This window comes from Streptomyces sp. NPDC044033, assembly GCF_056434425.1.
Map to the genome: position 1 here is coordinate 81016 of NZ_JBWKFF010000013.1, position 25266 is coordinate 106281.

General features: G+C 72.7%; 25 protein-coding genes. 18 read left to right on the plus strand and 7 right to left on the minus strand.

Annotated elements, in window-relative coordinates; translation table 11 throughout:
* Positions 1-48: 48 nt before the first annotated feature.
* A complete protein-coding gene (locus AC07AB_RS22910; protein ID WP_478569780.1) occupies positions 49-516 on the plus strand; it encodes a MarR family winged helix-turn-helix transcriptional regulator in 468 nt (155 codons plus the stop codon).
* 198 nt (positions 517-714) lie between these two features.
* On the opposite strand, the gene AC07AB_RS22915 is transcribed toward AC07AB_RS22910, so the two are convergent.
* Entirely contained in the window at positions 715-930 is a 216-nt protein-coding gene (locus AC07AB_RS22915) for a DUF397 domain-containing protein (RefSeq protein ID WP_478569782.1), read from the minus strand.
* Positions 927-1748 carry a DUF5753 domain-containing protein gene (locus AC07AB_RS22920; RefSeq protein WP_478569784.1) on the minus strand — a complete coding sequence of 274 codons (822 nt, stop codon included), beginning with the start codon at positions 1746-1748 and terminating at the stop codon, positions 927-929. The genes AC07AB_RS22915 and AC07AB_RS22920 overlap by 4 nt, the downstream gene beginning before the upstream one ends.
* A 542-nt stretch (positions 1749-2290) precedes the next feature.
* Between AC07AB_RS22920 and AC07AB_RS22925 the strand changes: the two genes are divergently transcribed.
* Complete coding sequence (locus AC07AB_RS22925; RefSeq protein WP_478569786.1) at positions 2291-2536, plus strand: DUF7848 domain-containing protein; 246 nt, start codon at positions 2291-2293, stop codon at positions 2534-2536.
* A gap of 30 nt (positions 2537-2566) precedes the next feature.
* On the opposite strand, the gene AC07AB_RS22930 is transcribed toward AC07AB_RS22925, so the two are convergent.
* Complete coding sequence (locus AC07AB_RS22930) at positions 2567-2785, minus strand: DUF397 domain-containing protein (RefSeq protein ID WP_478569788.1); 219 nt, start codon at positions 2783-2785, stop codon at positions 2567-2569.
* A 200-nt stretch (positions 2786-2985) separates the two neighbouring features.
* Between AC07AB_RS22930 and AC07AB_RS22935 the strand changes: the two genes are divergently transcribed.
* Complete coding sequence (locus tag AC07AB_RS22935; protein WP_478569789.1) at positions 2986-3342, plus strand: cupin domain-containing protein; 357 nt, start codon at positions 2986-2988, stop codon at positions 3340-3342.
* Here the strand turns inward: AC07AB_RS22935 and AC07AB_RS22940 are convergent.
* Positions 3339-4043: a TetR/AcrR family transcriptional regulator gene (locus AC07AB_RS22940; RefSeq protein WP_478569791.1), complete on the minus strand. Its 705-nt coding sequence runs from the start codon at positions 4041-4043 to the stop codon at positions 3339-3341. The genes AC07AB_RS22935 and AC07AB_RS22940 overlap by 4 nt on opposite strands.
* Positions 4044-4164: 121 nt before the next feature.
* On the opposite strand from AC07AB_RS22940, the gene AC07AB_RS22945 reads away from it, so the two are divergent.
* Complete coding sequence (locus AC07AB_RS22945; RefSeq protein ID WP_478569793.1) at positions 4165-5124, plus strand: NAD(P)-dependent alcohol dehydrogenase; 960 nt, start codon at positions 4165-4167, stop codon at positions 5122-5124.
* A gap of 135 nt (positions 5125-5259) precedes the next feature.
* Here AC07AB_RS22945 and AC07AB_RS22950 read toward each other — a convergent pair whose 3' ends face one another.
* Positions 5260-6312: a DUF3533 domain-containing protein gene (locus AC07AB_RS22950; RefSeq protein WP_478569795.1), complete on the minus strand. Its 1053-nt coding sequence runs from the start codon at positions 6310-6312 to the stop codon at positions 5260-5262.
* Between the two features lie 211 nt (positions 6313-6523).
* On the opposite strand from AC07AB_RS22950, the gene AC07AB_RS22955 reads away from it, so the two are divergent.
* The 4 genes from AC07AB_RS22955 to AC07AB_RS22970 all read left to right on the plus strand — a co-directional run bounded on the left by AC07AB_RS22955 (position 6524) and on the right by AC07AB_RS22970 (position 12804).
* Entirely contained in the window at positions 6524-10180 is a 3657-nt protein-coding gene (locus AC07AB_RS22955; protein ID WP_478569797.1) for a DNA polymerase III subunit alpha, read from the plus strand.
* The gene (locus tag AC07AB_RS22960) at positions 10177-11391 is read left to right on the plus strand and encodes a DNA polymerase Y family protein (RefSeq protein ID WP_478569799.1); all 1215 of its coding nucleotides are present in this window, start codon (positions 10177-10179) and stop codon (positions 11389-11391) included. The genes AC07AB_RS22955 and AC07AB_RS22960 overlap by 4 nt, the downstream gene beginning before the upstream one ends.
* Positions 11392-11534: 143 nt before the next feature.
* Positions 11535-12419 carry an esterase/lipase family protein gene (locus AC07AB_RS22965; protein WP_478569801.1) on the plus strand — a complete coding sequence of 295 codons (885 nt, stop codon included), beginning with the start codon at positions 11535-11537 and terminating at the stop codon, positions 12417-12419.
* Positions 12420-12579: 160 nt separating this feature from the next.
* Complete coding sequence (locus AC07AB_RS22970) at positions 12580-12804, plus strand: hypothetical protein (protein ID WP_478569803.1); 225 nt, start codon at positions 12580-12582, stop codon at positions 12802-12804.
* Between the two features lie 113 nt (positions 12805-12917).
* On the opposite strand, the gene AC07AB_RS22975 is transcribed toward AC07AB_RS22970, so the two are convergent.
* The gene (locus tag AC07AB_RS22975) at positions 12918-13241 is read right to left on the minus strand and encodes a nuclear transport factor 2 family protein (protein WP_478569805.1); all 324 of its coding nucleotides are present in this window, start codon (positions 13239-13241) and stop codon (positions 12918-12920) included.
* 327 nt (positions 13242-13568) lie between these two features.
* Here AC07AB_RS22975 and AC07AB_RS22980 point away from each other — a divergent pair, with 327 nt between their 5' ends.
* On the plus strand, positions 13569-14990 hold the full coding sequence (locus tag AC07AB_RS22980; RefSeq protein ID WP_478569806.1) for an MFS transporter: 1422 nt from the start codon (positions 13569-13571) through the stop codon (positions 14988-14990).
* A gap of 81 nt (positions 14991-15071) precedes the next feature.
* The gene (locus AC07AB_RS22985; protein WP_478569808.1) at positions 15072-15791 is read left to right on the plus strand and encodes a GntR family transcriptional regulator; all 720 of its coding nucleotides are present in this window, start codon (positions 15072-15074) and stop codon (positions 15789-15791) included.
* A 417-nt stretch (positions 15792-16208) separates the two neighbouring features.
* On the opposite strand, the gene AC07AB_RS22990 is transcribed toward AC07AB_RS22985, so the two are convergent.
* Complete coding sequence (locus AC07AB_RS22990; protein WP_478569810.1) at positions 16209-17447, minus strand: MFS transporter; 1239 nt, start codon at positions 17445-17447, stop codon at positions 16209-16211.
* Positions 17448-17638: 191 nt separating this feature from the next.
* Here AC07AB_RS22990 and AC07AB_RS22995 point away from each other — a divergent pair, with 191 nt between their 5' ends.
* The 8 genes from AC07AB_RS22995 to AC07AB_RS23030 all read left to right on the plus strand — a co-directional run bounded on the left by AC07AB_RS22995 (position 17639) and on the right by AC07AB_RS23030 (position 25142).
* Positions 17639-18082 (plus strand): MarR family winged helix-turn-helix transcriptional regulator, encoded by a 444-nt coding sequence (locus AC07AB_RS22995; RefSeq protein WP_478569812.1) that lies wholly within the window; start codon positions 17639-17641, stop codon positions 18080-18082.
* Between the two features lie 127 nt (positions 18083-18209).
* Positions 18210-18416 carry a hypothetical protein gene (locus AC07AB_RS23000; protein WP_478569814.1) on the plus strand — a complete coding sequence of 69 codons (207 nt, stop codon included), beginning with the start codon at positions 18210-18212 and terminating at the stop codon, positions 18414-18416.
* A gap of 168 nt (positions 18417-18584) precedes the next feature.
* Positions 18585-19157 (plus strand): hypothetical protein, encoded by a 573-nt coding sequence (locus AC07AB_RS23005; RefSeq protein WP_478569816.1) that lies wholly within the window; start codon positions 18585-18587, stop codon positions 19155-19157.
* 2 nt (positions 19158-19159) lie between these two features.
* Complete coding sequence (locus AC07AB_RS23010; protein WP_478569818.1) at positions 19160-19765, plus strand: thiamine pyrophosphate-dependent enzyme; 606 nt, start codon at positions 19160-19162, stop codon at positions 19763-19765.
* The gene (locus AC07AB_RS23015) at positions 19762-21141 is read left to right on the plus strand and encodes an aldehyde dehydrogenase family protein (RefSeq protein ID WP_478569820.1); all 1380 of its coding nucleotides are present in this window, start codon (positions 19762-19764) and stop codon (positions 21139-21141) included. Before AC07AB_RS23010 ends, AC07AB_RS23015 begins: the two co-directional genes overlap by 4 nt.
* A 37-nt stretch (positions 21142-21178) precedes the next feature.
* Positions 21179-22324, plus strand: coding sequence for a mandelate racemase/muconate lactonizing enzyme family protein (locus AC07AB_RS23020; protein WP_478569822.1), 1146 nt, complete (start codon positions 21179-21181; stop codon positions 22322-22324).
* Positions 22325-22415: 91 nt separating this feature from the next.
* Positions 22416-23093 (plus strand): class I SAM-dependent DNA methyltransferase, encoded by a 678-nt coding sequence (locus AC07AB_RS23025; protein ID WP_478569824.1) that lies wholly within the window; start codon positions 22416-22418, stop codon positions 23091-23093.
* 279 nt (positions 23094-23372) lie between these two features.
* Positions 23373-25142 (plus strand): carboxyl transferase domain-containing protein, encoded by a 1770-nt coding sequence (locus AC07AB_RS23030; RefSeq protein WP_478569826.1) that lies wholly within the window; start codon positions 23373-23375, stop codon positions 25140-25142.
* The last annotated feature ends 124 nt before the right edge of the window (positions 25143-25266 follow it).

Here is a 25266-nt window from a genome sequence, read left to right on the forward strand (position 1 = left end):
CTTGCGTAGTGGTATGCAAATGTGCGGAGGCGAACTAGGATGAGCGGCATGAGCAGTGCGTCCTCCTCCGAGCGGCAATCCGACGACCTCGCGCTGGACCAGATCGGCCCGGCGTTGTCGCGTCTGCGTCGCCGCGCACCCGCTTCGAGCAAAGACCTCTCCCGCAACCTTGTGCTCAATGTGATCGCCGACGCCCCGGGCGAGATGACGGTCGGTGGTCTCGCCGCCGAGATGGGCGTCGCTCAACCGGTGGCCAGCCGAACCGTCGCCGCCTGCATAGCCGACGGGCTCCTGCGCCGGGCGGCATCCCAGGCGGACGGACGCCGCACCGTCCTTGAACTCACGCAGCCCGGCGAGGCCGAACGCGACCGCTTCGCCGCCGAGCAGCGAACGGCCTTCCAGGAGATCACCGCCGCCTGGACGCAGGAGGAACGGGTCCAGTTCGCGCGCCTCCTGGCCCGCTACGGCGCCGATGCCACTGCGTGGTCACGCGATCGGCTGGCGGGGCGCGGGTGAGCGGGGGGGGGGGGGGGGGGGGCTCCCCCCCCCCCCCCCCCCCCCCCCCCCCCCCCCCCCCCCCCCCCCCCCCGCGCCCTGTCTGCGCCGCCTGTGACTGTGGCACGTCGTGCCGGGGCTTGGGCTTGCGCCTGCTGAAGAAGCCGGCACCGCATCATGCGGTGCCGGCTTCCGTACGTACGTGAGTGCTGGCGGGGTTCAGGCGTCGCCGCGGGTCGCGAAGGCGATGAACGAGGCCCATGCGGTGGGGGAGACGGTGAGGATGGGGCCGTGCGGGTCCTTGCTGTCACGGACGGGAACGACGCCGTGCGTTGCCGCGGTGGCCGGTGCCCACTCGATGCACTGGCCGCCGTCGCCTGAACTGTGCGAGCTCTTGACCCATGTCATCGTGGACGAGTCGGGGGCATTGCTCATGACGCGTATTCCTCCATTGCCTTGCGCAGCAGTGCTCGCGAATTCTCCGGGGAGAGGGCGTCGGCGCGCAAGCGTTCGTATCGTGCGCTAGCCATCGCGACCGTAGCGGCGGAGTCGATTACGCGTCCTAGTCCCTGGGCCTCCGAGTAGAGAAGAGGGGGGTCCTCCGCGTCATCAAACCTCAACAGCGTGAGCGACTCTGCGGCTGGTGGTGCTCCTGTCGTGAACGGCAGTACTTGGAGGGTCACATGGGGGGTAGCCGACTCCGATAGCAGGTACGCGAGCTGATCATGCATGACCGCCCTACCGCCCACCGCCCTGTGAAGACACGACTCGTCGAGGACGACCCAGAGCAGGGGAGGGCTCGACTGCTCCATCACCTCGTGGCGCTGAAGCCGTGCCTCTACCTTTCCTTTCGTCACGTCTGCTGTGTCCCGTGGATGAGCCGCGCGAAATAGAGCCTCTGCGTACCTATAGGTCTGGAGTATCCCCATCACCAGGTAGGAGGAGAAGTCGAGCACTTGAGTCGCCTTCTCCTCCAGGCGAAGGTAGGGCACGAACCACTCGGGGTGGCCGTGCTTCGACACTCGGTTCCGTAGCCGAGCGAAGTATCCGGATGTGTCGAGGAACAGGTCACATCCCTCCGCGAACTCAGGGGACGCAAGGGCCTGCCCATTTTTGACCTTGGATACGTAAGGCTCCTTGTAGCCAGTCGCGTCAGCTAGCGCGCACTGCTTAGCTCCTTTGTGCAGTAGGGCGGCTTCCAGCTCCTGCCCAAACCATTCGAGCCCGTTGGCAGGTTCAGTACCCTCGATCATTTGTTCAACTACCCGCCTTTCCAAATGCGTTGGAAACCTCTCGGCTCTTTTGAGACTACTCGCGGACGTCGAAGCTAGGGGTGCAGACGGTACGCAGCGACGAAAGGCGCGCGACGTGATCGAACAAGCCTCCGAGCCCCCGCCGCCAGGGGACGACCTTGAAGCGCTGTGCGAACTCATTCGTACAGGCGGCTTCTGGCGATTGGCTCCCGATTGGGTGCCACGTCAATACGCGGAGCCCACAAGGGAATTGACGAAACGGGTACGGCACGGACTGAGGCGAATGATCGCATGAAGAGCACAGCGCGGGCGCTCCTGGCCCGAATGATCGCGGAGAGGGGGACCGACGGGGCGCTCCTCGTTTCCACGGTGCCCCCGAATCACCTGGACGAGTCGGACGAAGGTCTGGAACTTCCGCCCGGCTCCCTCGTCTACCCCCGGTGCGAATGCCCTCAGCACCGCGCCGGGTTGGGGGTGCCGGACACGGCGGTTCGGCTGGCCGTCAGGGACGTTTCCGGCGACGACGGTCGAGAGGAGACGTCATGAGGTGCGTTTTCCGGCACGTGGCGTGGACGTTCGAGCGGGACCCGAGTGTGCGCCCGGAGTACAGCGCCACATGTGTCACGGGTGAGGGGAAGGACTGCGGGGAGATGATCCGTTCCGCGGGCCTGGAGTGGATCGAGGAGTGGATGCGCCGCCACACGCGGACGACCGGCCACACCAGCTACCACCGGGTCGTCGACGACTACGTGACGCTGGAGCCGCTCGTCACTCGGTCTGAGACCTGATACGCCCTCGCCGCGGAAGCCGGCACCTCGTCATGAGGTGTCGGCCTCCGCGCGTACGCTCCGGGTCGCGAAGCCGATGAACGAGGTCCACGTGGCGGCAGGGACCGTGAGGACGGGGCCGTGCGGGTCCTTGCTGTCACGGACCGGGACGACGCCGCATGTCGCCGCGGTGGACGGTGCCCACTCGACGCACTGGCCGCCTTCGCCGCCGCTGTGGCTCGACTTATGCCAGGTCTGCTCATCGGGCATGCTTCTCACGCTCCTAAGGGGCCCCTGGCCGGCTCCGCCGACGCATCCATGACGCTACCGCCGTGCGGCCCCCCGGTATATGCGGCCCGAGTCCAGTGATGCCCGGGGCGCCGTTCGGCTCAATGAGGCGGTCGTGGCGGGGGAGCGGGAGTTACGGTGGTTGTGCAGCGCTACTCGCCATCTGCTAACGGGAGACTCCGATGGAGGACCTGAATTCCCTGGCCGACGAGCACTTGGCCGTGGCCCGGGCCGCCGAGCACGGGCGCAGTGCCCATCTGGTCCTGCATGACGGCCCGTTGCGTCAGAGCGTCATCGCGCTGGTCTCGGGCGCGGCCCTGGACGAGCACAGCGCGCCGCCCTCCGCGAGCCTCCAGGTGCTGCGTGGGCGGGTGCGGCTGACGGCGGGTTCCGGGGACCGGGAGCTGGCGGCCGGGGCGCTGCACGGCATCCGGCAGGAGCCGCACGGGCTGGTGGCGCTGGAGGACGCGGTGGTGCTGCTGACCGCGGTCACGGCCATCGGGTGGCCCCCGGGCGACAAGAGCGTCACGGTCGCCTAACGCCCGCGAAGGGGCGGGGGCCGGTTGACGTGGTGCAGTCCCAACGGTGCGGGCGGGGGCAAGGGTTCGGTGCGGCCGGCCCGGAAGGACTGGAGGAAGTAGGTGACCAGGCGCCGGGAGGCGGCTGCCGAATCCTGCCGCGCTCCTTCGATGACGCCGCAGTTGGCCAGGAGTACGAGAGTGACGTCGCTGTGGTCGAAGTCGTCCCGCAGCTGCCCCGCGTCCTTGGCGCGCCGCACCAGCCGGGCGAGGCCCTCCTCGGCGCGGGAGCGTTCGCGCTCGTAGTCGACGGCGTCGGGGAACCGGGAGAGGAAGGCGGCCGTGAAGCCCCGGTCGGCGGCCTGCATGGTGCACACCTTCTCGATGACGGAGCAGAACCCGCGCCAGGGGTCGGGGTCCTCCAGCGCCTCGTCGAGGATGGCGACGCAGTGGGCGAGCTGTTCGGCGAAGGCCTCGGTGACGAGGGAGGCGCGCGTGGGGAAGTGCCGGTAGAGGGTGGCGGCGCCGACTCCGGCTCGGCGGGCGATCGCGGTGAGGGGGACGTCGATTCCCCGGTCCGTGAATGCCTCGCGGGCGGCTTCGAGGATGAGTTCGCGATTGTGCCGGGCGTCGGCGCGCAGCCCCGCAGCCGCGGCTGACGGCCGCGTCCCGGGGGCGGAAGCGGCTGGCCGGCCTGGTTTCCGAGAGGGCTGAGCAGGCATGACTCTCACTTTAACGTAAGTGGAAGGTGTCGCCCGTTTACGGCGTTAGCTTGGGCTGGCGAGCGGAAAACTCCCTCCGCTCGCGGTTTCCGAGGCAGTGACAGAGACAGGACGACGAGCCGTGAACGAGATGCGCGCAGCCCTCTACGACCGGTACGGCCCTCCGGAGGTGCTGTACGAGGGCAGGGTGCCCGTGCCGGTGGCCCGGCCCGGCGAGGTGCTGGTCCGCGTCCGCGCGGTCAGCGTCAACGGCGGCGAACTGGCCGGCCGGGCCGGGACGATGAGCCTGCTGACGGGGCGCCGCTTCCCGAAGCGCGCCGGGATCGACTTCGTCGGCGAGGTCGCTGCGGCCGGCCCCTCGGCGACCGGCCTCCGGGAAGGCGAGCGGGTGTGGGGTCTCATCGGGCGGGCGACGTTCGGCAGCGCGGCGGAGTACGTGGCCGTCCGCCCCCGGCAGATGGCCTACGCCCCGGACAACCTCACTCCGATGCAGGCCGTCTCCTTGCTGGCGGGCGGAACGACCTCGATCACCGCCCTGCGCGACAAGGCCCGGCTCAGGCCGGGCGAACGCCTCCTGGTGCGCGGTGCCAGCGGCGGTGTCGGCAGTGTCGCGGTCCAGTTCGGCAAGGTCTTCGGCGCTCATGTCACCGCTCTCGCGGGCCCGAAGAACCTCGACTTCGTTCGCGGCCTGGGCGCGGACGAGGTCCTCGACTACACGACGGTCCGCCCGGCCGACCTGGGCACGTTCGACGTCATCATGGACACCGCCGGTACCCAGCTCGCCGCCTTCCGCCGGCTGCTGGCTCCGGGCGGTCGTATGGTGGCCATCGCCTTCGACATGAAGAAGATCCCCACCAGCGTTTCCTATCTCCTCGCCTCCACCGTCCACGGCTCCCGGCGGGTGCGTTTCTTCAGCGGCAACCCCCGGCACGAGCTGTTCGCCGAACTGACCCGGTACGCGCGGAACGGCGACATCCAGCCCGTCGTGGACACCGTCCACCCCCTCGGCTCCATCGCCGCCGCGCACCGTGCCCTGGAAGCCGGCGGCGTCCGGGGAAAGCACGTCATCGAGATCGGGTGACGCCTGGGCGTCACGGATGGCCGTTCTGCCCCTGGCGGCAGGGGCGGCGGCAGGGGCAGCGGCAGGGGCAGGGGTGGGGGCAGAGGCAGGGGGTCGGGGATGCGCGGGGCTCCTCGTGCCGGCTCTCCCCGCCCGTCAACGCGGCGGCGTCGCCGAAACCGCCCCGTCCGACGGCTTCTTGAACGCGGCGAACAGCAGCGTGACCACGGACCCCGCCACCGCCCAGGCCGAGAGCACCAGCAGCGGCCCCGTCACCGCGTTGCCCCGGAAGTACGCGATGGAGCGCGCCGTCCAGGTGCCCGCGCCCGGTGGCAGGGCGGGGCCGATGGCGCGCCAGAAGCCCGGCAGCAGCGGGTAGGGGTACGCGCCGCCCGCGCTCGGGTTGCCCAGGACGACGATGACCGCGATGGCGAGTCCGATGCCGACGATGCCCGCCAGCCCCTGGAACGCCAGCGTGGTGGCCCCGACCGCGAAGACGACCAGGGCGCCCAGGCCCCACAGCCCGAGGATGGAGCCGGGCAGCGCTTCGAGGATCGGGCCCATGATGATCGCGCCGCCGATTCCGGAGGCGATCGAGTAGAGCGCGAGCGTGCCGAGCCGGATGACCGCGCGCCGCGGGTTGGCGGGCCGGGCCCCGGCGCTGATCGCGAGGATCGCGGCGCACAGATAGCCGCCCACGCACCACCCCACCACCAGGTAGAACGCGGACAGCCCGCGGGCGTCGCCCTTGGCGACCGGCGCGATGTCCTGGGTCTTCACGGTGCGCTGCTGGGACTTCTCGGCGGCGGTGACGATCTTTTCGACGGCCTGGGAGAGCGAGGCGCCGCCGCCGCTCGCGACGAGCAGCCGGTCGGTGCTGCCGCGCGGGTCGACGATCAGGGCCGCGTCGATGTCCCGCTCGCGGATCTGTTGTACGGCCTTGGCCTCGTCGGCGGCGGCGCGCGGGTCCAGGGGGTCGCCCGGCAGCTTGTCGAGCTTGGCCATCAGCTGCCCGCGGGCCTGCTCCGGGGCGACGACGGCGAGCGCGATGCTCTTGGGTTTGGGGCTGTGGAAGGCGCCCACGTAGGAGGCGATGAACGCGAGCTGGAGCACCAGTACGCCGATCACCAGCGCGGCGGCGCGGGTGCTGACCGCGCTTCTGACCTCTTTGGCGAAGGAGGGGCGGGTGCCGGGGTCTGTGGTGGCCATGGGCCGCTCCTCGCCGTGGTGGGTGGGCTTTCTGCCCCCATATGGTGCGCATAAAAGCAGGCATTCCGCAGCGTGGACGGGGCGAAGAGGTGAGGGTGAGGTCTGTTCGTACGAATGTTCGATGGAGGGGTTATGGTGAAGGAGGGAGACGGGAAATGTCAGGACGGTCAGGGGGTGGGATCTTTTTCGGGTTTTCGAGTGGGAGGTGCGGATGTCGGCTCTTCCGGTTCCCCCTGGCTTCACGCATCTGCACACCGCCTCCGGGTTCTCGACGCGGTACGGCGCGGTGCACCCGGAACGACTCGCGGAACGCGCCGCCGAGCGGGGCATGGACGCGATCGCGCTGACCGACCGGGACAGTCTCGCCGGGGCCGTACGGTTCGCGAAGGCGAGCGCACGGGCCGGGGTGCGGCCGCTCTTCGGCGCCGACCTGGCCGTACGGGAACGGGCCGAGCCCCAGGACCGCCACGGCACGGTGCGGCGGCGCGCGCCCGTACGGGGCGGCGCGTTCATCGACGAGTCGACGCCCCGCGCGGTCTTCCTCGCCCGCGACGGCGCGGCCGGCTGGGCCACGCTGTGCGGGCTGGTCTCGGCCGCCCACGCGGACACGGTCCGGGCGGACGGGAACGGCATGGGCGGGACCGGCATGGGCGGGAGCGGTACGGGCGGAGCCCCCGCCGTTTTCATCCGCACCGACCCCGCGCGGCGGCCCCGGCTCCTCTGGGAGGACCTGGAGAACAGCGCCGCCGGGACGCTCGCCCCGCTGACCGTGCTGCTCGGCCCCGACTCCGAGATCGGCCGGGCGCTCGCCGCCGGCCGGCCCGACCGCGCCGCCCGGCTGCTGGCCCCCTGGCGCGACCTCTTCGGCGACGCCCTGCGGCTGGCCGCCGTATGGCACGGCCGGCAGGGCACCGGGCCGGGCTCGCTGCGGCTCGCCGCCCGTACCGTCGGCTTCGCGGCCGACCAGGGCGTACGGGCCGTGCTGGCCAACTCCACGCGCTACGCCGACCCCGGACAGGGCCCGGTCGCCGACGTCCTGGACTCGGCGCGGCGGCTGGTGCCGATCGACCCGCGCAGACCCGAGCTCCTCGACAGCGGTGAGCGCTGGATCAAGGGCGCCCCGGACATGGCGGCCGTCGCCGAGAAGATCACCGAGGCCGCCGGGCAGGGGCGGGGCGCGGCCCTGCGGCTGCTGGCCGAGACCCACCGCACCGCCGCCGAGTGCGTGGTCGACCCCGAGGACCACCTGGGGATCGGCCACGTCCACTTCCCCGAGCCGCATCTCGTCGGCGCGGAGCGGCGCACCGCCGCCCGCGTGCTGCGCTCGCGGTGCGCGGCGGGCCTGGTGCTGCGCCGGTACGACCGCGACCGCACGTACTGGGACCGGTTGGCCGACGAGCTGCGCGTCATCGAACACCACGGTTTCGCCTCGTACTTCCTCACCGTCGCCCAGGTCGTCGACGACACCCGCGCGCTCGGTGTCCGCGTCGCCGCGCGCGGCTCGGGCGCCGGGTCGCTGGTCAACCACCTGCTGGGCATCGCGCACGCGGACCCCGTCGAACAGGGGCTCCTGATGGAGCGCTTCCTGTCCACCCGGCGGGCCGTGCTGCCCGACATCGACATCGACGTCGAGTCCGCGCGCCGCCTCGACGTCTACCGCGCGGTCTTCGACCGCTTCGGCGCGGAGCGGGTGGCGACCGTCGCCATGCCCGAGACCTACCGGGTGCGCCACGCCGTACGGGACGTGGGCGCGGCGCTGGGCATGGACCCGGCCCTCGTCGACCGGCTCGCCAAGTCCTTCCCGCACATCCGGGCCAGGGACGCGCGCACCGCGCTGGCGGAGCTGCCGGAGCTGCGCGGCGTGGACCCCGACGGCACGAAGCACGGGCGGCTGTGGGAACTGGTGGAGTCGCTGGACGCGCTGCCGCGCGGCGTCGCCATGCACCCGTGCGGGGTGCTGCTCTCGGACGCCACGCTGCGCGCCCGTACGCCCACCGTCCCCACCAGCGGCGAGGGGTTCCCGATGGCGCAGTTCGACAAGGACGACGTCGAGGACCTCGGGCTGCTCAAGCTCGACGTGCTGGGCGTGCGGATGCAGTCGGCGATGGCGCACGCGGTGGGGGAGGTCGAGCGGGCCACGGGGGAGCGGGTGGACCTCGACGACCCGGCGCGGGTGGCGCCCGGCGACCCCAGGACGTACGAGCTGATCCGGTCCGCCGAGACGCTCGGCTGCTTCCAGATCGAGTCGCCCGGCCAGCGGGACCTGGTGGGCCGGTTGCAGCCCTCGACCTTTCACGACCTCGTGGTCGACATATCGCTTTTCCGGCCGGGTCCGGTCGCCGCCGACATGGTGCGCCCCTTCATCGAGGCCCGGCACGGGCGGGCGCCGGTCCGCTATCCGCACCCGGACCTGGAGGGGCCGCTGCGCGACACATACGGCGTGGTCGTCTTCCACGAGCAGATCATCGAGATCCTGGCGATCATGACCGGCTGCGACCGGTCGCTGGCCGACGAGGCGCGGCGCGCGCTGTCGGACCCCGAGCGGCAGGGGCGGGTACGGGCCTGGTTCGCGCGGGAGACCGCCCAGCGGGGGTACGCGCCCGAGGCCGTCCGGCGCACCTGGGAGATCGTCGAGGCGTTCGGCAGCTACGGCTTCTGCAAGGCGCACGCCGTCGCCTTCGCGGTGCCGACCTACCAGTCGGCCTGGCTCAAGGCGCACTACCCGGCGGCCTTCTACGCCGGGCTGCTCACGCACGACCCGGGGATGTACCCGAAGCGGCTGCTGCTCGCGGACGCGCGGCGGCGGGGAGTGCCGATCCTGCCGCTGGACGTGAACCGGTCGGCGGCCGCCTATCAAATCGAACTGGTGTCTGATGCGGGAGGTGTAGGCGGTGCGGGCGGTGTAGGCAGTGCGGCGCGCGGGCCGGGCGCCGCCTTCGGGGTGCGGCTGGCCCTCGGCGACGTGCACGGCATCAGCGAGGCGGCCACGGACCGGATCGCGGCCGGACGTCCGTACGCCTCGCTCCAGGACCTGTGGCGACGCGCCCGCCCCGGCCGCCCCGTCGCCGAACGGCTCGCCCAGGTCGGCGCGTTGGACGCCTTCGGCCCCAACCGCCGCGACCTGCTGCTGCACATCGCCGAACTCCACCGCGGACAGCGCGGCGCCGACCCCAGGGAACGGCAGCTCCCGCTCGACGGCGGCACGCTGTCCGAACCCGTGGGCCTGCCCGACCTCGACGCGGCCGAGCGGCTCGGCGCGGAGCTGGGCGTCCTCGGCATGGACGCCTCCCGCCATCTCATGGACGACCACCGGGAGTTCCTGACCGAACTGGGCGCCGTACCCGCGAAGCGGCTGCGCGACGCGCGGCACGGCGAGACCGTACTGGTCGCCGGGGCCAAGGCCGCCACCCAGACCCCGCCGATCCGCTCGGGCCGGCGCGTCATCTTCACCACCCTCGACGACGGCACCGGCCTGGTCGACTGCGCCTTCTTCGACGACAGCCACGCCGCGTGCGCGCACACCGTCTTCCACTCCTGGCTGCTGCTCGTACGCGGCGTGGTCCAGCGCCGCGGCCCCCGCAGCCTCAGCGTCGTCGGCGCCGCGGCCTGGAACCTCGCCGACCTCACCGCCCTGCGCCGCGAGGGCGGCCTCGACGCGGTCACCGCCTTGCTCGCCGCCGAGCCGGGGGCTTCCGCCGTCCCCTCCGACTCCGCTTCCGACGCCTCGGACGGCGCCGGGCCGCCCGGCCGCCGCATCCAGCTGCCCACCGGGTACGAGCTGCACCCCTGGGCCGACCTCCAGCCCGCCGGCGACCGCGCCGCCACGGGGCGCAAGTTGTGGCACGCGAGCCCCGGGAGCGCGGGATGACGGGCCGCGCGGCGGCTGGGGACCGTACGGGCGCGTCCCGTACGGACGGTGGAGGGCCGACGTACCGGGAGGTCTGGGGCGAGCTGGCCGCCCGCCCGAGGCCGCGCGGTGACCAGCCGGGGCCGGGAGCCGAACGGCCGGACGGGGAAGGGCGGTTCGGGGGAGGCGGGAGCGGGCGGGACAGTGCCGCCGGGTCCGGGCCGCACGTCTTGTACGCGCACTTCCACCGCCGCGCGCCCCACGGCCCCGGCGGACGGCCGGTCTCCCTCGGCGAGGAGACCTATGGCGGGCTGCTCGCGATGCTGGCGGAGTTCTCACCCGTGGTCGAGGCGCTGCCGCCCGACGCCGCGCTCGTCGATGTGCGGGGCGCCCGGCGGTACTTCGGGCGGGACGCCGCCGGGCTCGCCGACCTCATACGGCTCCGGGCGCTGGCCCTGCACGGAGTCGACTGCACGGTCGGGGCGGCCGCGAGCCCGCTGCTGGCGCGGATGGCCGCGCAGGACGGCCCGCCCGGCGCGGTACGCACCCTGGCCGACGACCCGGCCGAGATCGCGGCCTTTCTCGCCCGGAAACCCGCCGCGGCGCTGCACGGAGTGGGGCCGGCCACCGCCCGCACTCTGTGCACGTACGGGCTCGACAGCGTCGGCCGGATCGCGGCCGCTCCGCTGTCCACCCTGCAACGGATCCTCGGCGCGAGCACCGGCCGCCGCATCCACGAGCGGGCGCGCGGCATCGACCCGACGCCCGTCACGCCGAACGCGCCCGCCCGCTCGCTCTCCGCCGAACACCGCTTCGGCGGCGACGAGCTGGACCCCGGGCACCGGCGCCGCGCGCTGCTCACGCTCGCCGACGGGCTCGGCTCCCAGCTGCGTACGAGCGGGCAGACCGCCCGCGGCCTCACGCTGACCGTGCGCTACGCGGACGGCTCCTCGACCGTACGGGCCAGGGCCTTCGAGGAGCCGACCGCGCACACCCCGGCGCTGACCGCCACCGCGTACGCGCTGCACGCGGCGCTCGGCCTGGAGCGGGCCCGGGTGCGGGCCGTGGCGCTGCGGGCGGAGGACCTGCGGGACGCCGACCGCACCGCGCGTCAGCTGACCTTCGACCCCGCCGACGACAAGGCGCGCCGCGCCTGGGCGGCCGTGGACCGGGCGCGGGCCCGCTTCGGCGCCGCGGCGGTCGGGCCCGCCGCGCTCCTGGACGTGGCGTGAGGGCTCCGTGCCTCTTTCTTCACCGGCGCATGGCTGGCGAGCTTCCTTACTCGTGAGTACTTTGACGTGCACTTGGCAAATCTGTGGTCCGGACCGCAGCGTGAACGCCTGACGCAACCCCCCGCCACCTGCGAGGAGTCCACATGAAGCTGTCCTTGGGGCGTGCCCGCGGGCCACTGCCCGCGCTCGCCCTGACGCTCGCCGCGCTCGCCGCCTTCGTGACACCGGCCACCGCGTCCGCCGCGCCGTCGGACGCGGCAGCCCGTACCGCGGCCGTCAGCCGCGGCTGGAACGACTACTCCTGCAAGCCCTCCGCCGCCCACCCCCGCCCCGTCGTCCTCGTGCACGGCACCTTCGGCAACTCCGTCGACAACTGGCTCGGCCTCGCCCCCTACCTGGTGGCGCGCGGCTACTGCGTCTTCTCCTTCGACTACGGGCAACTGCCCGGCGTCCCGCTCTTCCACGGCCTCGGCCCCATCGAGGACTCCGCCAAGCAGCTGTCCGCGTACGTCGACAAGGTGCTGGCTGCCACCGGCACGCCCGAGGCCGACCTGGTCGGGCACTCGCAGGGCGGCATGATGCCGCGTCAGTACCTGAAGTTCCTGGGCGGCGCGGCCAAGGTGGGCGCGCTCGTCGGCATCGCCCCCGACAACCACGGCACGACGCTCAGCGGCCTCACCAAGCTGCTGGACTACTTCCCGGGCGCGGCCGACGCGATCCACGGCGCCACCCCCGGCCTCACCGACCAGGTCGCCGGGTCCGGCTTCCTGAACCGCCTCAACGCGGGCGGCGACACGGTGCCGGGCGTGCGCTACACCGTCATCGCGAGCAAGTACGACGAGGTCGTCACGCCCTACCGCTCGCAGTTCCTGAACGGCCCGGACGTCCACAACGTCCTGCTCCAGAGCCTGTGCCCGGTCGACCTCTCCGAACACCTCGCGATCGGCCTGACGGACCGGGTGGCCTTCCACGAGACGGCCAACGCCCTCGACCCGGCCCACGCGACGCCGACCACCTGCTTCTCCTGAAGCCCCGCAAGCCTCTCTTGAGGCCGGAGCGGGCGGATGGTTTCTGCTGCCGCTCTCGCTCGTTGAGCCCTAGCTGATCTTGTTCGGCGGCCGAGCCGCCGCGGCAGGACGGCGTGGATCTCCGGAGCACTCCGCTCCGGGGCGAGAGGAGGAGAACGTCATGCGCAGAATGCGTATCGCCCTGGCTCTGGCCGTGGCCGCCGGCGGGCTCGGCGTGTCGGCGGTGGCCGCCCAGGCCGCCCCCGCCGCCCCCGTGCAGGGGCCCCCGTTCCCGTATGCGGACTGCCTCAAGGCGACCGCGAAGAAGGGGGAGAGCACGGCGCACGCGAAGTGGCACTGTGACCAGCTGGTGAAGAAGGGGTGGGTCAAGCCGCCGAACGGCTGATCGCCCTCCGGGGGTCGCCTTCACCGGCGGCCCCCGGACCGCGCGGGAGCCGCGGACCGCACGGCCGAAACAGCCCGGTGGGCGGGGTGCGGGTGGCTGACAGACCCCGGCGGTCACGCCTGTCCGGTCTCGAAGCGGCTCACCTTGCCGTCCTCGACGGTGAACACCCAGCGGGTGCGCATGTCGCCCCAACTGTCGTTGCTGTAAAGGGCGGTCAGCGAACGCCCGCCGTCCGACTCGGACTCCACGTCCATCCGGCCGCGCGAGGAGAAGATCTCCCGGTCGGCCCAATCGGCCAGGTCGCGCTCGGTGCCGTCGTCGGACATGGTCGCGCCGGGGGCGAGCGCCGCCCGGAACGCCTGCTGGTCGTTGGCGTTGAGGGCGGTGACGAAGGCTCGTACGGCCGGGTCGGACAGGCTGTCGGCGGCGATGCTCACGGAAGTCCCCTTCGCTGGCGCGGGCGCGCGGGCGCGCACGGCGGATCCCCGAGGCTCTCCAGGCTCACACCCGGCCGACGGCCCCGCAACCGCGTGCCGCCCCCAGCCCCGGCCCCCCCGCACCGTGCCCCGGCCCTTTGGCCGAGCCCCGGCCCGCTGACTGGCCCTGACCCGCTGACTGAGCCCCGGCCCCACTGCCCGAGAAAGGCTTGTGGGGACCCATGTCGCTAAGTAGCATGCCACTCCATCGGCTTGGTATTTCACATGATGGCAGTGGCCTGTCAGTGATTCGTTATCGGCGTGGTCAGCGTTGATCAGGAGGTCCAAATGACACAGGTGACACGGGTGACCGGTCCGCCGCAGGACGATCCGCTGCGGGCGCGCACCGTGCGCAGAATGACCCGCCGGATCATCCCGCTCCTCGTGGTCGCGTACGGCGTGAGCCACCTCGACCGGATCAACATCAGCTTCGCGAAGTTCGGCCTGGAGCGGACCTACGGCATGAGCGGGGCGCAGTACGGGTTCGCCGCGGGGATCTTCTTCGTCGGCTACGTACTCGCCGAGATCCCCAGCAACCTCGTCCTGGCCAAGGTCGGCGCCCGGATCTGGATCAGCCGGATCATGGTGTCCTGGGGCATCGTCGCGGCGTGCATCGGCTTCGCGCCCAATGTGGAGACCGTCTACGTCCTGCGGTTCGTGCTCGGGATCGCGGAGGCCGGCTTCTTCCCCGGCATCCTGCTGTACCTCACCCGCTGGTTCCCCAACAAGGAGCGCACCAGGGCCGTCGCGACCGTCATGATCGCGATCCCGCTGGCCGGCGTCGTCGGCAACCCGCTCGACGGCTGGATCCTCTCCGCCTTCGACGGCGCGCTCGGCCTCGAAGGGTGGCGCTGGATCTTCCTGGTGGGCGGCGTCCCCGCGGTCATCCTGGGCGTGGTCTTCTTCGCCACCGTCACCGAGCGCCCCGCCGACGCCCACTGGCTCAGCCGCCCGGAACGCGACTGGCTGGTCTCGACGCTGGCGGCGGAGGAGCGCGAGCGCGCCGCGACGGCCCCGGCCGGGCACCGCGCGGTCTTCCGCGACAGGAAGGTCATCGCGCTCACCGCCGTCTACTTCCTGCTGATGTGCGGCGCCTACCCGCTGACGTACTGGATGCCCTCGGTGGTCAAGGACGTCGGGAAGACGCTGAGCGACGTCGAGGTCGGCTGGGTGTCGGCCGTGCCCTTCCTGCTGGCCGCGTTCTGCATGTACTTCGGCTCCCGGCTGGTCCGGGACGAGCGCTCGCCGAAACCGGTGGTCATCGCGCTCAGCGTCTCCGTCGTGGCCTTCATCGTCACCGCGGTCACCCTGGGGACGCCGGCGCTCGCCTTCGTCGCCATCAGCGTCGCGACGATGGCGGCGCAGACGGCCAAGCCGCTGTTCTGGTCCCTGCCGACGGCGTTCCTGGCCGGCGCCGGGGCCGCGAGCGGCATCGCCCTGATCAACTCGCTCGGCAACGCCGCGGGGTTCATCAGCCCCTTCGCCGTGGGCTGGATCCAGGACGCCTCCGGCGGCGACGACGGCCTGTCGATGACCGTGATGATCCTCGCCAACATCCTGGCGCTGGGCGTGCTCGCCGCCCTGGCGCGCTCCGCCCGCCGAGGACGGAGCGCGAGCGCACCGCCGGGGCCGCCACCGGGGGAGGCGGGCGCCGGGGTGCCGGGGGAGGACGCGTCCCCCGCCGCACCGGGATCTCGGGCGAGCGGGTAGCGGTTATCCTGGGGCCCCGGTCGTGGGCCAGGCGGGCCGGGGCTTGTGCTCATGGTCGCTCGGCCGGTATCGGGGAATGTCTTGACGTCAGACGGACGGGCCGACAGCAAGTCCGAGCAGATCGCGGCGGAGATCCGCGACGCGATCAGGCTCGGCAAGCTCCAGCGCGGGCTGCTCTACTCCTCACGGGAGCTGGGCGAGCGCTTCGGCGCCTCCCGCACCCCCGTGCGCGAGGCGCTGCTGAAACTGGCGGACCTCGGACTGGTCAGAATCGAGCGCAACCGGGGCGCCCGCGTGCTGGGCCCCGACGGACGCGGCATCGTCGAACTGTGCAGCCTGCGGGTGCTGTTGGAGCCGCCCGCCTGCCGCAGCGCCGCCGCCGTCATGACGAGCCGCGACGACGACGCCATGGCCGCCGAGCTGGCGATCATGGAGGAGCGCGCGGACGGCGGCCCCGAGTACTTCGCCGCCGACGAGCGGCTGCACGACCTGATCATGCGCGCGAGCGGCAATCTGCGGCTCGCGAAGTTCGTCGCGGAGCTGCGGCAGACCCTGGCCCTGGACGGGCGGCACAGCGTCCCCGAATTCCAGCCGGTGGACACCGCGCTGAAGGACCACGGCGCGGTCGTCGAGGCGCTGCGGCGGCGGGACGGGGCAGGGGCGGAGCGCGCCATGCGCAACCACATCGTGCGCTCCGCGGATCTGCTGGTGGCCAACAGCAGCGAGGACAGCTGGGGTCTCGTCGCGGAGTGGCGGCGCTGGCTGGAGATCGCGGCACCGGCCGGCGGCGAAGGCTTGTAGGGCGCACGCTTACGGGCGCCCGTAACGCCTGGCGCCCGTACACCTGTAGTGCCCGTAGCGACACCTGGAGTGCCCGCGGCGTCCGTAGTGCTCGCAACGCCCGTAGCGCCTGTAGCGCTCGCGACGCCCGTAGCGCCCGCGACGCTCGTAATGAGCTGAACGCGCGGAGTCGAACCTCTGGAGGCGACGCTGTTCAGTTTGGGCGGGGCCGGAGGTATCGAGGGCTTCTCGTGAGCATGTTGATGCTGATGGTGGCTTTGCGGGTGGTGCGTTGGCAGACGGTCAGCAGCGCCCGGACTTCCTGCTCAACGCCGTCCGGGGTGCGGTGGGGGACGCCTGCGGGAGCCTCGGTGCCGACCGGGAGATTGATGGCTGCGCGGCTGGCCTCGACGATGGCGAGGGCAGGCGGAGCAGGCTTCATGTGGTGCCCGCTGCCCGGCGCTTCCTGCTGGTGTGGGTGCGGTCGGTGGTCCAGGCGAGCGCGGCGATGACAGGGAAGGCCGCCGCGGTGAGGGCGACCGCATGCCAGTTACCCAAGTGGTAGGCAAGGGTGCCGAGTTGGGAGCCGATGGCGCCGCCGATGAAGAAGGTGGCGATGTAGACGCTGGTGACCCGGGCGCGGGCGGCTGCGTCGAGTTGGTAGATGGTGTGCTGTCCGAAGATCAGGGAGCACTGCACGGCGCAGTCCAGGAGGACCGTGGCGGCGGCGAGGACGAGGATCTGGTGGGCGGCCAGGCCGGCCCAGATGAGGGTGGCGGAGGCGAGCAGGCAGGCCACGGGGGTGAGCCGGTGGGCGAGCCCTCGGTCGGCGAGGCGGCCCGCGAGAGGGGCGACGAGCGCGCCGGCGGCGCCGACGAAGGCGAACAGGCCGACCTGGAGCTGGGAGTAGTTGTACGGCGCGGTGGTCAGGACGTAGGAGATGGTCGTCCAGAACGCGCTGAAGGCGGCGAACATGCAGGCGTGGTAGAAGGACCGGCGACGCAGCTGCGGGTGCACGCGGATCAGGCGGGCCGTGGAACGCAGCAGCGCGGTGTAGGAATCGGTGCTGGTGGGGGCCCGGTGAGGCAGCGCGCGGCGCAGGACGAGGGCCAGGATCACCATCAGGGCGGCGGAGACCAGGTAGACGCTGCGCCAGCCCGCGACGTCCGCGAGCAGGCTGCCGACGGTGCGGGAGAGCAGGATCCCGGCGAGCAGTCCGCTCATGACCTTGCCCACCACGGCTCCGCGCAGGTGATCGGGGGCGAGGCCGGCGGCGTAGGGGACGAGGACCTGTGCGACGACGGAGGTGGCGCCCGCGACGAGCGCGGCGATGAGCAGGACGGCGAAGGTGGGGGCGAGGCCGCCGGCGGCCATGGCCAGGGCCGTGACGGTGAGCAGGACGGAGACCAGACGGGAGTTCTCGACGCGGTCGCCGAGGGGGACCAGGAACACCATGCCGGCGGCGTAGCCGAGCTGGGTCAGGGTGATCAGCAGGCCGGCGGTCGAGTCCTGGAGCTGGAAGGTCCGGCGCAGCATCTCCAGGAGCGGCTGGGCGTAGTAGAGGTTGGCCACGGTCAGCCCGCAGGAAGTGGCCAGGAGTACGACCAGCCAGCCGGGCAGGGCTTTCTGTCGCGCGTTTGACTCCGGTGTGGCACGGGCGGCTGTGGGCACGGGCATGGTCTGTCTCCGGATGCGGACGTGGGGAGGGACGGAAGCCGAGTCGACTCCACAGATCGGCCGGCCCAGGACCTGTGCCCTGGCCTGAAGCGGATACCTCGATCGCTCGAACGGGCAGCCGACTGGTCTAGAATCAGAATTCCATATTGAACTTTGATTCAACATAGAACGCGATGAGTACAATGTCAAACATGAAGAACTCGGGTGACCCGCTGCCTCAGGGGATCGAAATCGGTGCGCTGTCCAGGGTCATTCGGCAACACTTCGCCGACCGGATCGAGCAGGTCATCCACCCTCTGGGGCTCACCCTCGGGCAGTGGACGGTGCTGCGGGAGCTGAAGCGGACGCCCGGCGCCTCCGCTTCAGAGCTCGCGCGCGCCGCGGTCCACACGCCGCAGGCCGTCAGTCGTCTCGTCCGGACCCTCCAGGAGGAGGGACTGGTGGAGCGGTCCCCGGCCCGGGGCCGGGTGATGGACAACCACCTCACGGCCAAGGGGCACAAAGTGATGGATGAGGCGTTCATCCAGATTGAGGCCCGGCTGGCTCCGGCGCTGGATAAGTTCGACAGGGCCAACGCCGAGGAGTTCCGCCGTCTGTCCCATCTCCTCATCCAGGCGCTGGAAGACCCGGCCTGAGCCGGATACCCGGGGGGAGCTGAAGTCCGCGATCCTGGGCGGACACGCCCTGCGGGCCCGCACCCCGGACGGCGTTGAGCGGGAAGTCTGGGCTCTGCTGACCGTCTGCCAAGTACCGCGGACCGCGATGACCGACGCCACCGGCACCGTCCCGGGCGTGGATCCGGACCGGGCCGGCTTCACCGCCGCACCGTCCGTCGCCCGCCACCAGCTTGTCCTTGCCGCGGGCGCCGTCGCCGACACCGCCATCGGCCTGGCCATCGCCGACACCGTCATCGGTCTGGCCCACGTCATCGGCCGTCACGCGCTGGTCCCGCCCGTGCCCCAAGGCTGAACAGGCCCTCGGCGCAAGACCGCTGGGGCCGGCCCGCGCTATGCGTATGTGTTGCATGCTACTCAATAGGAGTAGTACGTTACTTCTCATTGGTGATCAGCCACTGCCATCTTTCACGGCGGTGGCTGATCAAGACGGAAGAGACGCAAGAGAAGGAAGGGGTATCCCTTGACCTCATCCCCACCCCCCTACGCGGCCTCGATCGCCCGCGGCATCCGGGCCTCCGGCGCCGATCTCGTCGGCTACGTCCCGTCGGTCAGCGTCGCCCCGGTCATCACCGCGCTGACCGGGACCGGCGGCGACGGGACCGGAGACGGCGGGACGGGCGGCGACAGCCGGCCCGGCCAGGTCTTCCCGCTCTCCCGCGAGGAAGAGGCCATGGGCGTACTCGGCGCCCTGCCGCTGGCCGGCAAGTTCGGGGCGATCGTCATGCAGGACAACGGATTCGGCAACGCGCTGACCGCCCTCACCACGTTCAACGCCGCCTACCACCTGCCGCTGCTGATCGTCGCCAACACCCGCGGCGGACTCGGCGAGTACAACTCGATGATCCACTCGCTCTGCCAGTACGTGCCCGGGGTGCTCGACCGGCTCGGCGTGCGCGTCTTCGAACTCGACCGGCGCAGTGGGCCCGACGACTGGGAGGCGGTGGTCACCGAGGCCGGAGTGCACGCGCGGATGACCTACCGACCGGTCGTGGTCCTGGCGCACTTCTGGGCCACCGACGGAAAGGGGGCGTGAGCATGAAGCGCATCGAAGCGCTGGAGATCGTGGCCGGGCCGACGTCCGACCTGCCGGTCGTGGTGACCTGCGCGGCCGGCAGCCGCGAACTGGCCGCCGTCGCGGGCGGCCCCAACCACCTGTACCTGCTGGACGCGATGGGGCTCGCGGGCTCGGTCGCCACGGGGCTCGCCCTGGCCCTCGCCGATACGCCCGTACGGCGGGTGGTGGCCATCGAGGGCGACGGCTCGCTGTTGATGAACCCCAACGTCCTGCCCACCGGCGGCTATCTGCGGCCCGAGAAGCTGTTGATGGTCCTCCTCGACAACGGCGTCTACGGCGCCACCGCCAACCTCCCCACCTACGCCGGGCGCGTGGACCTCGGCCGCCTCGCCGCGGCGGCCGGCTGGACGGTGCGCCGCGCGGGCGACGCCGGTGAACTGCGCACCGAACTCGCCGGAGCGCTCACCGACGAAGGGCCCGTACTCCTGCACGTACGCATCGACGTGGGCAACGCCACCGGCGTCCCCAAACTGCTGGAGGACCCCGTCGTTCTGGGGCGCCGCTTCCAGGACTGGCTGGCGGCGCAGACCGGCGAGGCGCCCGCCGCCCGGGAGGGCGCGCGATGAAGGAGATCACCACCGTCAACCCCGCCGACGGGCAGCCCATCGCCGCGTACCCGCTCACCACGGAGCGCGAGCTGAACGCCGCGCTCGACGCCGCGACCGCCACCGTCGCCGACCGGCGCGGCGAGCCGGCCGCCGAGCGGGCCGCGCGGCTGCGCACGATGGCCGCGCGACTGCGCCTCGGCGCGGGGGAGTTCGCGCGGCTGGTCACCGCCGAGATGGGCAAGCCGCTCGACCAGGCCGCGGCCGAGATCGAGAAGTCCGCCGTCACCTGCGAGTACTACGCCGACCGCCTCGAAGAGCTGCTCGCGCCCCGGCCCGCCGACGTCGCGCCGGACACCGGCTCCGTCCGGCTCCTGCCGCTCGGCGCGGTCCTGGCCGTCATGCCGTGGAACTACCCGTTCTGGCAGGTGTTCCGCTCCATGATCCCCGCCGTCGCGATCGGCGACGCCGTCGTGCTCAAACACGCCGACAACGTCACCGGCAGCGCCCGCGCCGTCCAGAGCCTCTTCGACGCGGTGTTCGGGCCGGGGGTGCTCACCGCCGCCGTGCTGCCGCCGCACCGCATCGGCCCGCTGATCGACGACCCGCGCATCGCGGCCGTCGCGTTCACCGGCAGCAACCGCGTCGGCGCGATCGTCGGCGCCCGCGCCGGGGCGGCCGCCAAGAAGACCGTCCTCGAACTCGGCGGCTCCGACGCCTTCGTCGTGCTCGCCGACGCCGACGTCGATGCCGCCGCCCGCGCCGCCGTACGCTCCCGGTTCCTCAACACGGGCCAGAGCTGCATCGCCGCCAAGCGCCTGATCGTGGAGCGCCCGGCGCGCGACGCGTTCCTGGCGGGCCTGGTGCGCGAACTCGGCCGGCTCGTGGTCGGCGACCCCACCGCCGCCGGTACGGACCTCGGCCCGATGGCCCGTACGGACCTGCGCGACGAGCTGCGCCGCCAGCTCGCCGAGACGCTGGCCGGCGGCGCCCGGCTGCTCGCGGGCGGCACCGCCGACGAGCGGCCCGGCGCGTGGTTCACACCGACGCTCGTCGAGGTGCCGGACACCGCGAACGCCGCTTTCCGGGAGGAGACCTTCGGCCCGCTCGGCGCGGTGCTCACCGTGCCCGACGGGACGGCCGCCGTCGACGCCGCGAACGCGTCCCGCTACGGCCTGGGCTGCTCGCTCTGGAGCCGCGACCCGGACCGGGCCGAGGCGCTGGCCGGGCGGATCGAGGCCGGTTCCGTCGCCGTCAACCGGATCTCGGAGTCCGATCCGCGGCTGCCCGTCGGCGGCGTCAAGGCGAGCGGATACGGCCGGGAGCTCGGCGCGTACGGAGCCGTCGAGTTCGCCAACGTCCAGTCCGTGCGCACCGCCGCCCGTACCCCTGCCTGACCTCCGTACCCCCCCTCTTTCGCGAAGGACACGCTCCATGACGATCACGGACGTCCGCGCCCGGGCCATCGGCATCCCGGTGGACAAGCCCACCCGCATGTCCAACCGGGTCCTCGACGACCGCCATTACGTACTGGTCGAGGTCACCGACGACGCCGGCCGCACCGGCACCGGCTACACCTACGCCGGCACCGCCGGCGCCTTCCTGACCAAGGCCGCCGTCGACGACCTCCTTGCGCCGGTCTACCTCGGCGCGGACCAGGACGACAGCACCGGCCTGTGGTCCCGCGCCTACCAGGAGACGCTGCTCGCGGGGCGGCGCGGCGCGGTCGTACGGGCCCTGTCGGCCGTCGACATCGCGCTCTGGGACCTCAAGGCCAAGCGTGCCGGGCAGCCGCTCGCCGCGCTGCTGGGCGGGTCGAGGGCGCCCCAGCCGGCCTACGCGTCGGGCGGCTACTACCGCCCGGACGACGGCGAGTGGACCCGGGCGGTCGCGGATGAGATCGCGTTCAACACCGCTCAGGGATTCACCGACCACAAGATCAAGGTCGGCGGGCTCTCCGTCGCCGAGGACGCCCGCCGGGTAGCCGCCGCCACCGCCGCGATCGCCGAACACGGCGACGGCGGCCGGCTCGCCCTCGACGCCAACAACGCCTACCACTCCGTGCGCGAGGCCCAGGTCGCCGTCGAGGCGTTCGAACGCGCCGCCGGGGACACCCCGCTGTGGTGGTTCGAGGAGCCGCTCTCCCCGGAGGCGATCGTGGGCCACGGCGAACTGGCGAGCCGTATCCGCACCCCGGTCGCCACGGGCGAGATCCACCAGACCCGCTGGGAGTTCCGCAGCCTCATCGAGGCGCGGGCCGCCTCCGTCCTCCAGACGGACGCCGGTGTCGTCGGCGGGGTCACCGAATGGCTGCGGGTGGCGCACACCGCCGACAGCTTCGGCCTCCGGATGGCCCCGCACTGGCACCACAACCTGCACGTCCATCTGACGGCCGCCGTGGCGAACGCCCTCGTGGTCGAGTACTTCGCGCCGGAGAAGGGCATCTACAACTTCGAGACGCTGCTGACGCCGGAGACCCGGCTGACGTACGGCGACAACCAGGTGTTCGTGCCCGACCGCCCCGGAATCGGCATCGAATTCGACGCGGAGGCGGTCGCGAAATACGAGATGACGAGGTAGGGGCCTGTCCGGAGCGCGGGGCGGGGCGGCTGACGGGCACGCCGGTGACCGGCGGTCCGGGCCCCGGGGCCGTGGCGTAGGGTCCCCCTCCATGACCGAAGCCGACTTCCTGACCTCCACCCGGGCGTCCTACGACGCCATGGCCGATGACTACGTCGCATTCGCCCGTGACGAATTGGCGGCCAAGCCGCTGGAACGGGCGGTGCTCGCCGGGTTCGCCGAGTACGTACAACGGGCGGGCGCCGGGCCGGTCGCCGACATCGGGTGCGGTACGGGCCGGCTGACGGCGCATCTGCACGGCCTCGGGGTGGACGTGTACGGCATCGACCTGTCCCCGGGGATGCTCGCGGCGGCCCGGCGGGACCACCCGGAGCTGCGGTTCGACGAGGGCTCGATGCTGTCGCTGGACGTGGCGGACGGCGCCCTCGGCGGGGTCCTCGCCTGGTACTCGACCATCCATGTGCCGGGGGAGCGGCTGCCGGAGGTCTTCGCCGAATTCCACCGGGTGCTGGCGCCGGGCGGCGAGGTGCTGCTCGCCTTCCAGGTCGGCGACGAGTCGCTGCGGCTGGAGGAGGCGCTCGGGCACTCGGTGGCGCTCGACTTCCACCGGTGGCAGCCGGACCGCATCGCCGAACTGCTGACGGAGGCCGGGCTGACCGTACGCGCCAAGGTGTGGCGCGAGCGTGACGTCGAGAGCGAGTTCCCGGAGCGGACGCCGCAGGCGTTCGTGCTGGCCCGCAAGCCGACCGGGGGCGGGCAGCCCGGCTGAGCCGGGGCGGGGCGGCCTGGTTCAGCCCGGGGCGGGGCGGCCGGTGTGGGCCTCAGCCGGGAGCGCGGGCGGTCGGTGTGGGCTGAGGGCGGGCGGTCTCAGCCGGGGGTGGGCGGTTGGCCTGTGCTGGAGACGGCGGTTCGGCTGAGTCGACGGTCGGAGGTCTGATCGAGCCGGGGGTGGGCGGCCGTCGGAGCCCATGGCCGCCCGTCCGTTCGGGCCGGCGGGCGGCGGCCCCTCGGGCCGGTCGCTTCGCCGTGCGCGTGGCAGGGTGATCCCATGACCGCACCGAGCCCTCGCGCGCCCGCGCTGGAACTGATCGAAGCCGTCGTGGACCCCGGCAGCTGGCGCTCCTGGGACGAGCCGGCCGGGGCGCTCGCCGACACGGCGGACCCCGTCTACCGCGCGGACCTGCTCGCCGCGCGCGAGCGCACCGGCCTGGACGAGTCCGTGATCACCGGCGAGGGGCGGCTGCTCGGGCGCCGAGTGGCGATCGTGGCCTGCGAGTTCCGTTTCCTGGCCGGGTCGATCGGCGTGGTCGCGGGCGAGCGGCTCGTACGGGCGGTGGAGCGCGCCACGGAGCTGCGGCTGCCGCTGCTGGCCGCCCCGGCATCCGGGGGCACGCGCATGCAGGAAGGGACGGTCGCCTTCCTCCAGATGGTCAAGGTCACTGCCGCGATCACCGACCACAAGGGCGCCGGACTGCCGTACCTCGTCTACCTCCGCCATCCCACGACGGGCGGCGTCCTGGCCTCCTGGGGCTCCCTGGGCCACCTCACGGCAGCCGAACCCGGCGCCCTGATCGGCTTCCTGGGCCCACGCGTCCACGAGGCCCTCTACGGCGAGCGGTTTCCGGAGGGCGTCCAGGTCGCGGAGCATCTGCTGGCCCACGGCCTGATCGATGCCGTGCTCCCCGCGGGGGAGCTCGCGGGCATCGCGGCGCGGGCGCTGGACGTGCTGTGCGCGGATGCGGCGCGGGGCGGCGGGGAGCCGGGGGAGAGCGGGGCGAGCGGGGCGGGCGAGCCGGGGCCGCCGGCCGCCGGGCCCGGCCGGCAGGGCGACCCGAGCGCCGCGATGGACGGGACTGCTGAGCCGCCGTCCGCCGCCGGGCCGCTGTCCGCTGCTGGGTCGTCGCCCGCTGCCGAGTCGCAGACCGCTGCCGGGCCGTCGCCTGCTGCACAGCCGTCGTCCGCCGTCGGGCCACCTACCGCCGTCGAGCCACCTACCGCCGCCGAGTCGATCCGGCGCTCGCGCCTGCCGCAACGCATCGGCGTGCGGGAGCTGTTGGACGCCGTCGCCACTGAGGTGACGCCGCTCAGCGGTACGGGCGCGGGGGAGCGCGACCCCGGGCTGCTGCTCGCCCTGGCGCGGGTGGGGTCCGTGCCGTGCGTGGTGCTCGGCCACGACCGGGGCAGCCGCCGCGCGGGCGCGGCCCCCGCCGGGCAGGCGCTCGGGCCCGCCGGGCTGCGGGCGGCGCGGCGGGGCATGCGGATCGCCGCCGAGCTGGATCTGCCGCTGCTCACCGTCGTCGACACGGCGGGGGCCGCGCTGTCCCGGGAGGCCGAGGAGGGCGGACTGGCGGGCGAGATCGCACGGTCGCTCGCCGACCTGGTGACGCTGCCCGCGCCGACGCTGTGCCTGCTGCTGGGGCAGGGCGCGGGCGGTGCCGCGCTGGCGCTGCTGCCCGCCGACCGGGTGGTGGCCGCCCGGCACGCGTGGCTGTCGCCGCTGCCGCCCGAGGGCGCGTCGGCCATCTTGTACCGGACCACGGAACGGGCGTACGAGGTCGCCGCCCGACAGGGCGTGCGCTCCGCCGACTTGCTGGCGGGCGGCATCGTGGACCGGGTGGTGGAGGAGGGCGCGGGGCCTGGCGTCTTCACGGACCGTCTGGGGGCGGTGCTCGGGGACGAACTGGCCGCGCTGCGCGCGCGGGAGCGCGGCGAACGGCTCGCCGCCAGGCGGGCGCGGTACCGCCGGGTGGGGCTGCCGCAGGGACCGGCCGCAGAGCGCGAAACGGTGCATCGGGGGCATACACCCGGGGCAAATTGACAAAGTTAGGTATGCCTAACCTAGTGTCTCTCCTGTGAACCGGACCGATCTCGGAACCGCCCGGCATGCTGCCGGGCGCCCTGCGGCAACTCGCGGAGCCGCCACGCCGATTGCGGTGACCGCC

What these genes read in the sequence shown, in the direction of transcription:
- AC07AB_RS22950 (WP_478569795.1), bottom strand. Translation starts at nt 6,312, where the DNA reads ATGGCCACCACAGACCCCGGCACCCGCCCCTCCTTCGCCAAAGAGGTC.
- AC07AB_RS23010 (WP_478569818.1), top strand. Translation starts at nt 19,160, where the DNA reads ATGAAGCGCATCGAAGCGCTGGAGATCGTGGCCGGGCCGACGTCCGAC.
- AC07AB_RS22930 (WP_478569788.1), bottom strand. Translation starts at nt 2,785, where the DNA reads ATGCCCGATGAGCAGACCTGGCATAAGTCGAGCCACAGCGGCGGCGAA.
- AC07AB_RS22970 (WP_478569803.1), top strand. Translation starts at nt 12,580, where the DNA reads ATGCGCAGAATGCGTATCGCCCTGGCTCTGGCCGTGGCCGCCGGCGGG.
- AC07AB_RS22925 (WP_478569786.1), top strand. Translation starts at nt 2,291, where the DNA reads ATGAGGTGCGTTTTCCGGCACGTGGCGTGGACGTTCGAGCGGGACCCG.
- AC07AB_RS23020 (WP_478569822.1), top strand. Translation starts at nt 21,179, where the DNA reads ATGACGATCACGGACGTCCGCGCCCGGGCCATCGGCATCCCGGTGGAC.
- AC07AB_RS22990 (WP_478569810.1), bottom strand. Translation starts at nt 17,447, where the DNA reads ATGCCCGTGCCCACAGCCGCCCGTGCCACACCGGAGTCAAACGCGCGA.
- AC07AB_RS22960 (WP_478569799.1), top strand. Translation starts at nt 10,177, where the DNA reads ATGACGGGCCGCGCGGCGGCTGGGGACCGTACGGGCGCGTCCCGTACG.
- AC07AB_RS22980 (WP_478569806.1), top strand. Translation starts at nt 13,569, where the DNA reads ATGACACAGGTGACACGGGTGACCGGTCCGCCGCAGGACGATCCGCTG.
- AC07AB_RS22910 (WP_478569780.1), top strand. Translation starts at nt 49, where the DNA reads ATGAGCAGTGCGTCCTCCTCCGAGCGGCAATCCGACGACCTCGCGCTG.
- AC07AB_RS23030 (WP_478569826.1), top strand. Translation starts at nt 23,373, where the DNA reads ATGACCGCACCGAGCCCTCGCGCGCCCGCGCTGGAACTGATCGAAGCC.
- AC07AB_RS22920 (WP_478569784.1), bottom strand. Translation starts at nt 1,748, where the DNA reads ATGATCGAGGGTACTGAACCTGCCAACGGGCTCGAATGGTTTGGGCAG.
- AC07AB_RS23000 (WP_478569814.1), top strand. Translation starts at nt 18,210, where the DNA reads ATGACCGACGCCACCGGCACCGTCCCGGGCGTGGATCCGGACCGGGCC.
- AC07AB_RS22995 (WP_478569812.1), top strand. Translation starts at nt 17,639, where the DNA reads ATGAAGAACTCGGGTGACCCGCTGCCTCAGGGGATCGAAATCGGTGCG.
- AC07AB_RS23015 (WP_478569820.1), top strand. Translation starts at nt 19,762, where the DNA reads ATGAAGGAGATCACCACCGTCAACCCCGCCGACGGGCAGCCCATCGCC.
- AC07AB_RS22935 (WP_478569789.1), top strand. Translation starts at nt 2,986, where the DNA reads ATGGAGGACCTGAATTCCCTGGCCGACGAGCACTTGGCCGTGGCCCGG.
- AC07AB_RS22955 (WP_478569797.1), top strand. Translation starts at nt 6,524, where the DNA reads ATGTCGGCTCTTCCGGTTCCCCCTGGCTTCACGCATCTGCACACCGCC.
- AC07AB_RS23025 (WP_478569824.1), top strand. Translation starts at nt 22,416, where the DNA reads ATGACCGAAGCCGACTTCCTGACCTCCACCCGGGCGTCCTACGACGCC.
- AC07AB_RS22940 (WP_478569791.1), bottom strand. Translation starts at nt 4,043, where the DNA reads ATGCCTGCTCAGCCCTCTCGGAAACCAGGCCGGCCAGCCGCTTCCGCC.
- AC07AB_RS22965 (WP_478569801.1), top strand. Translation starts at nt 11,535, where the DNA reads ATGAAGCTGTCCTTGGGGCGTGCCCGCGGGCCACTGCCCGCGCTCGCC.
- AC07AB_RS22915 (WP_478569782.1), bottom strand. Translation starts at nt 930, where the DNA reads ATGAGCAATGCCCCCGACTCGTCCACGATGACATGGGTCAAGAGCTCG.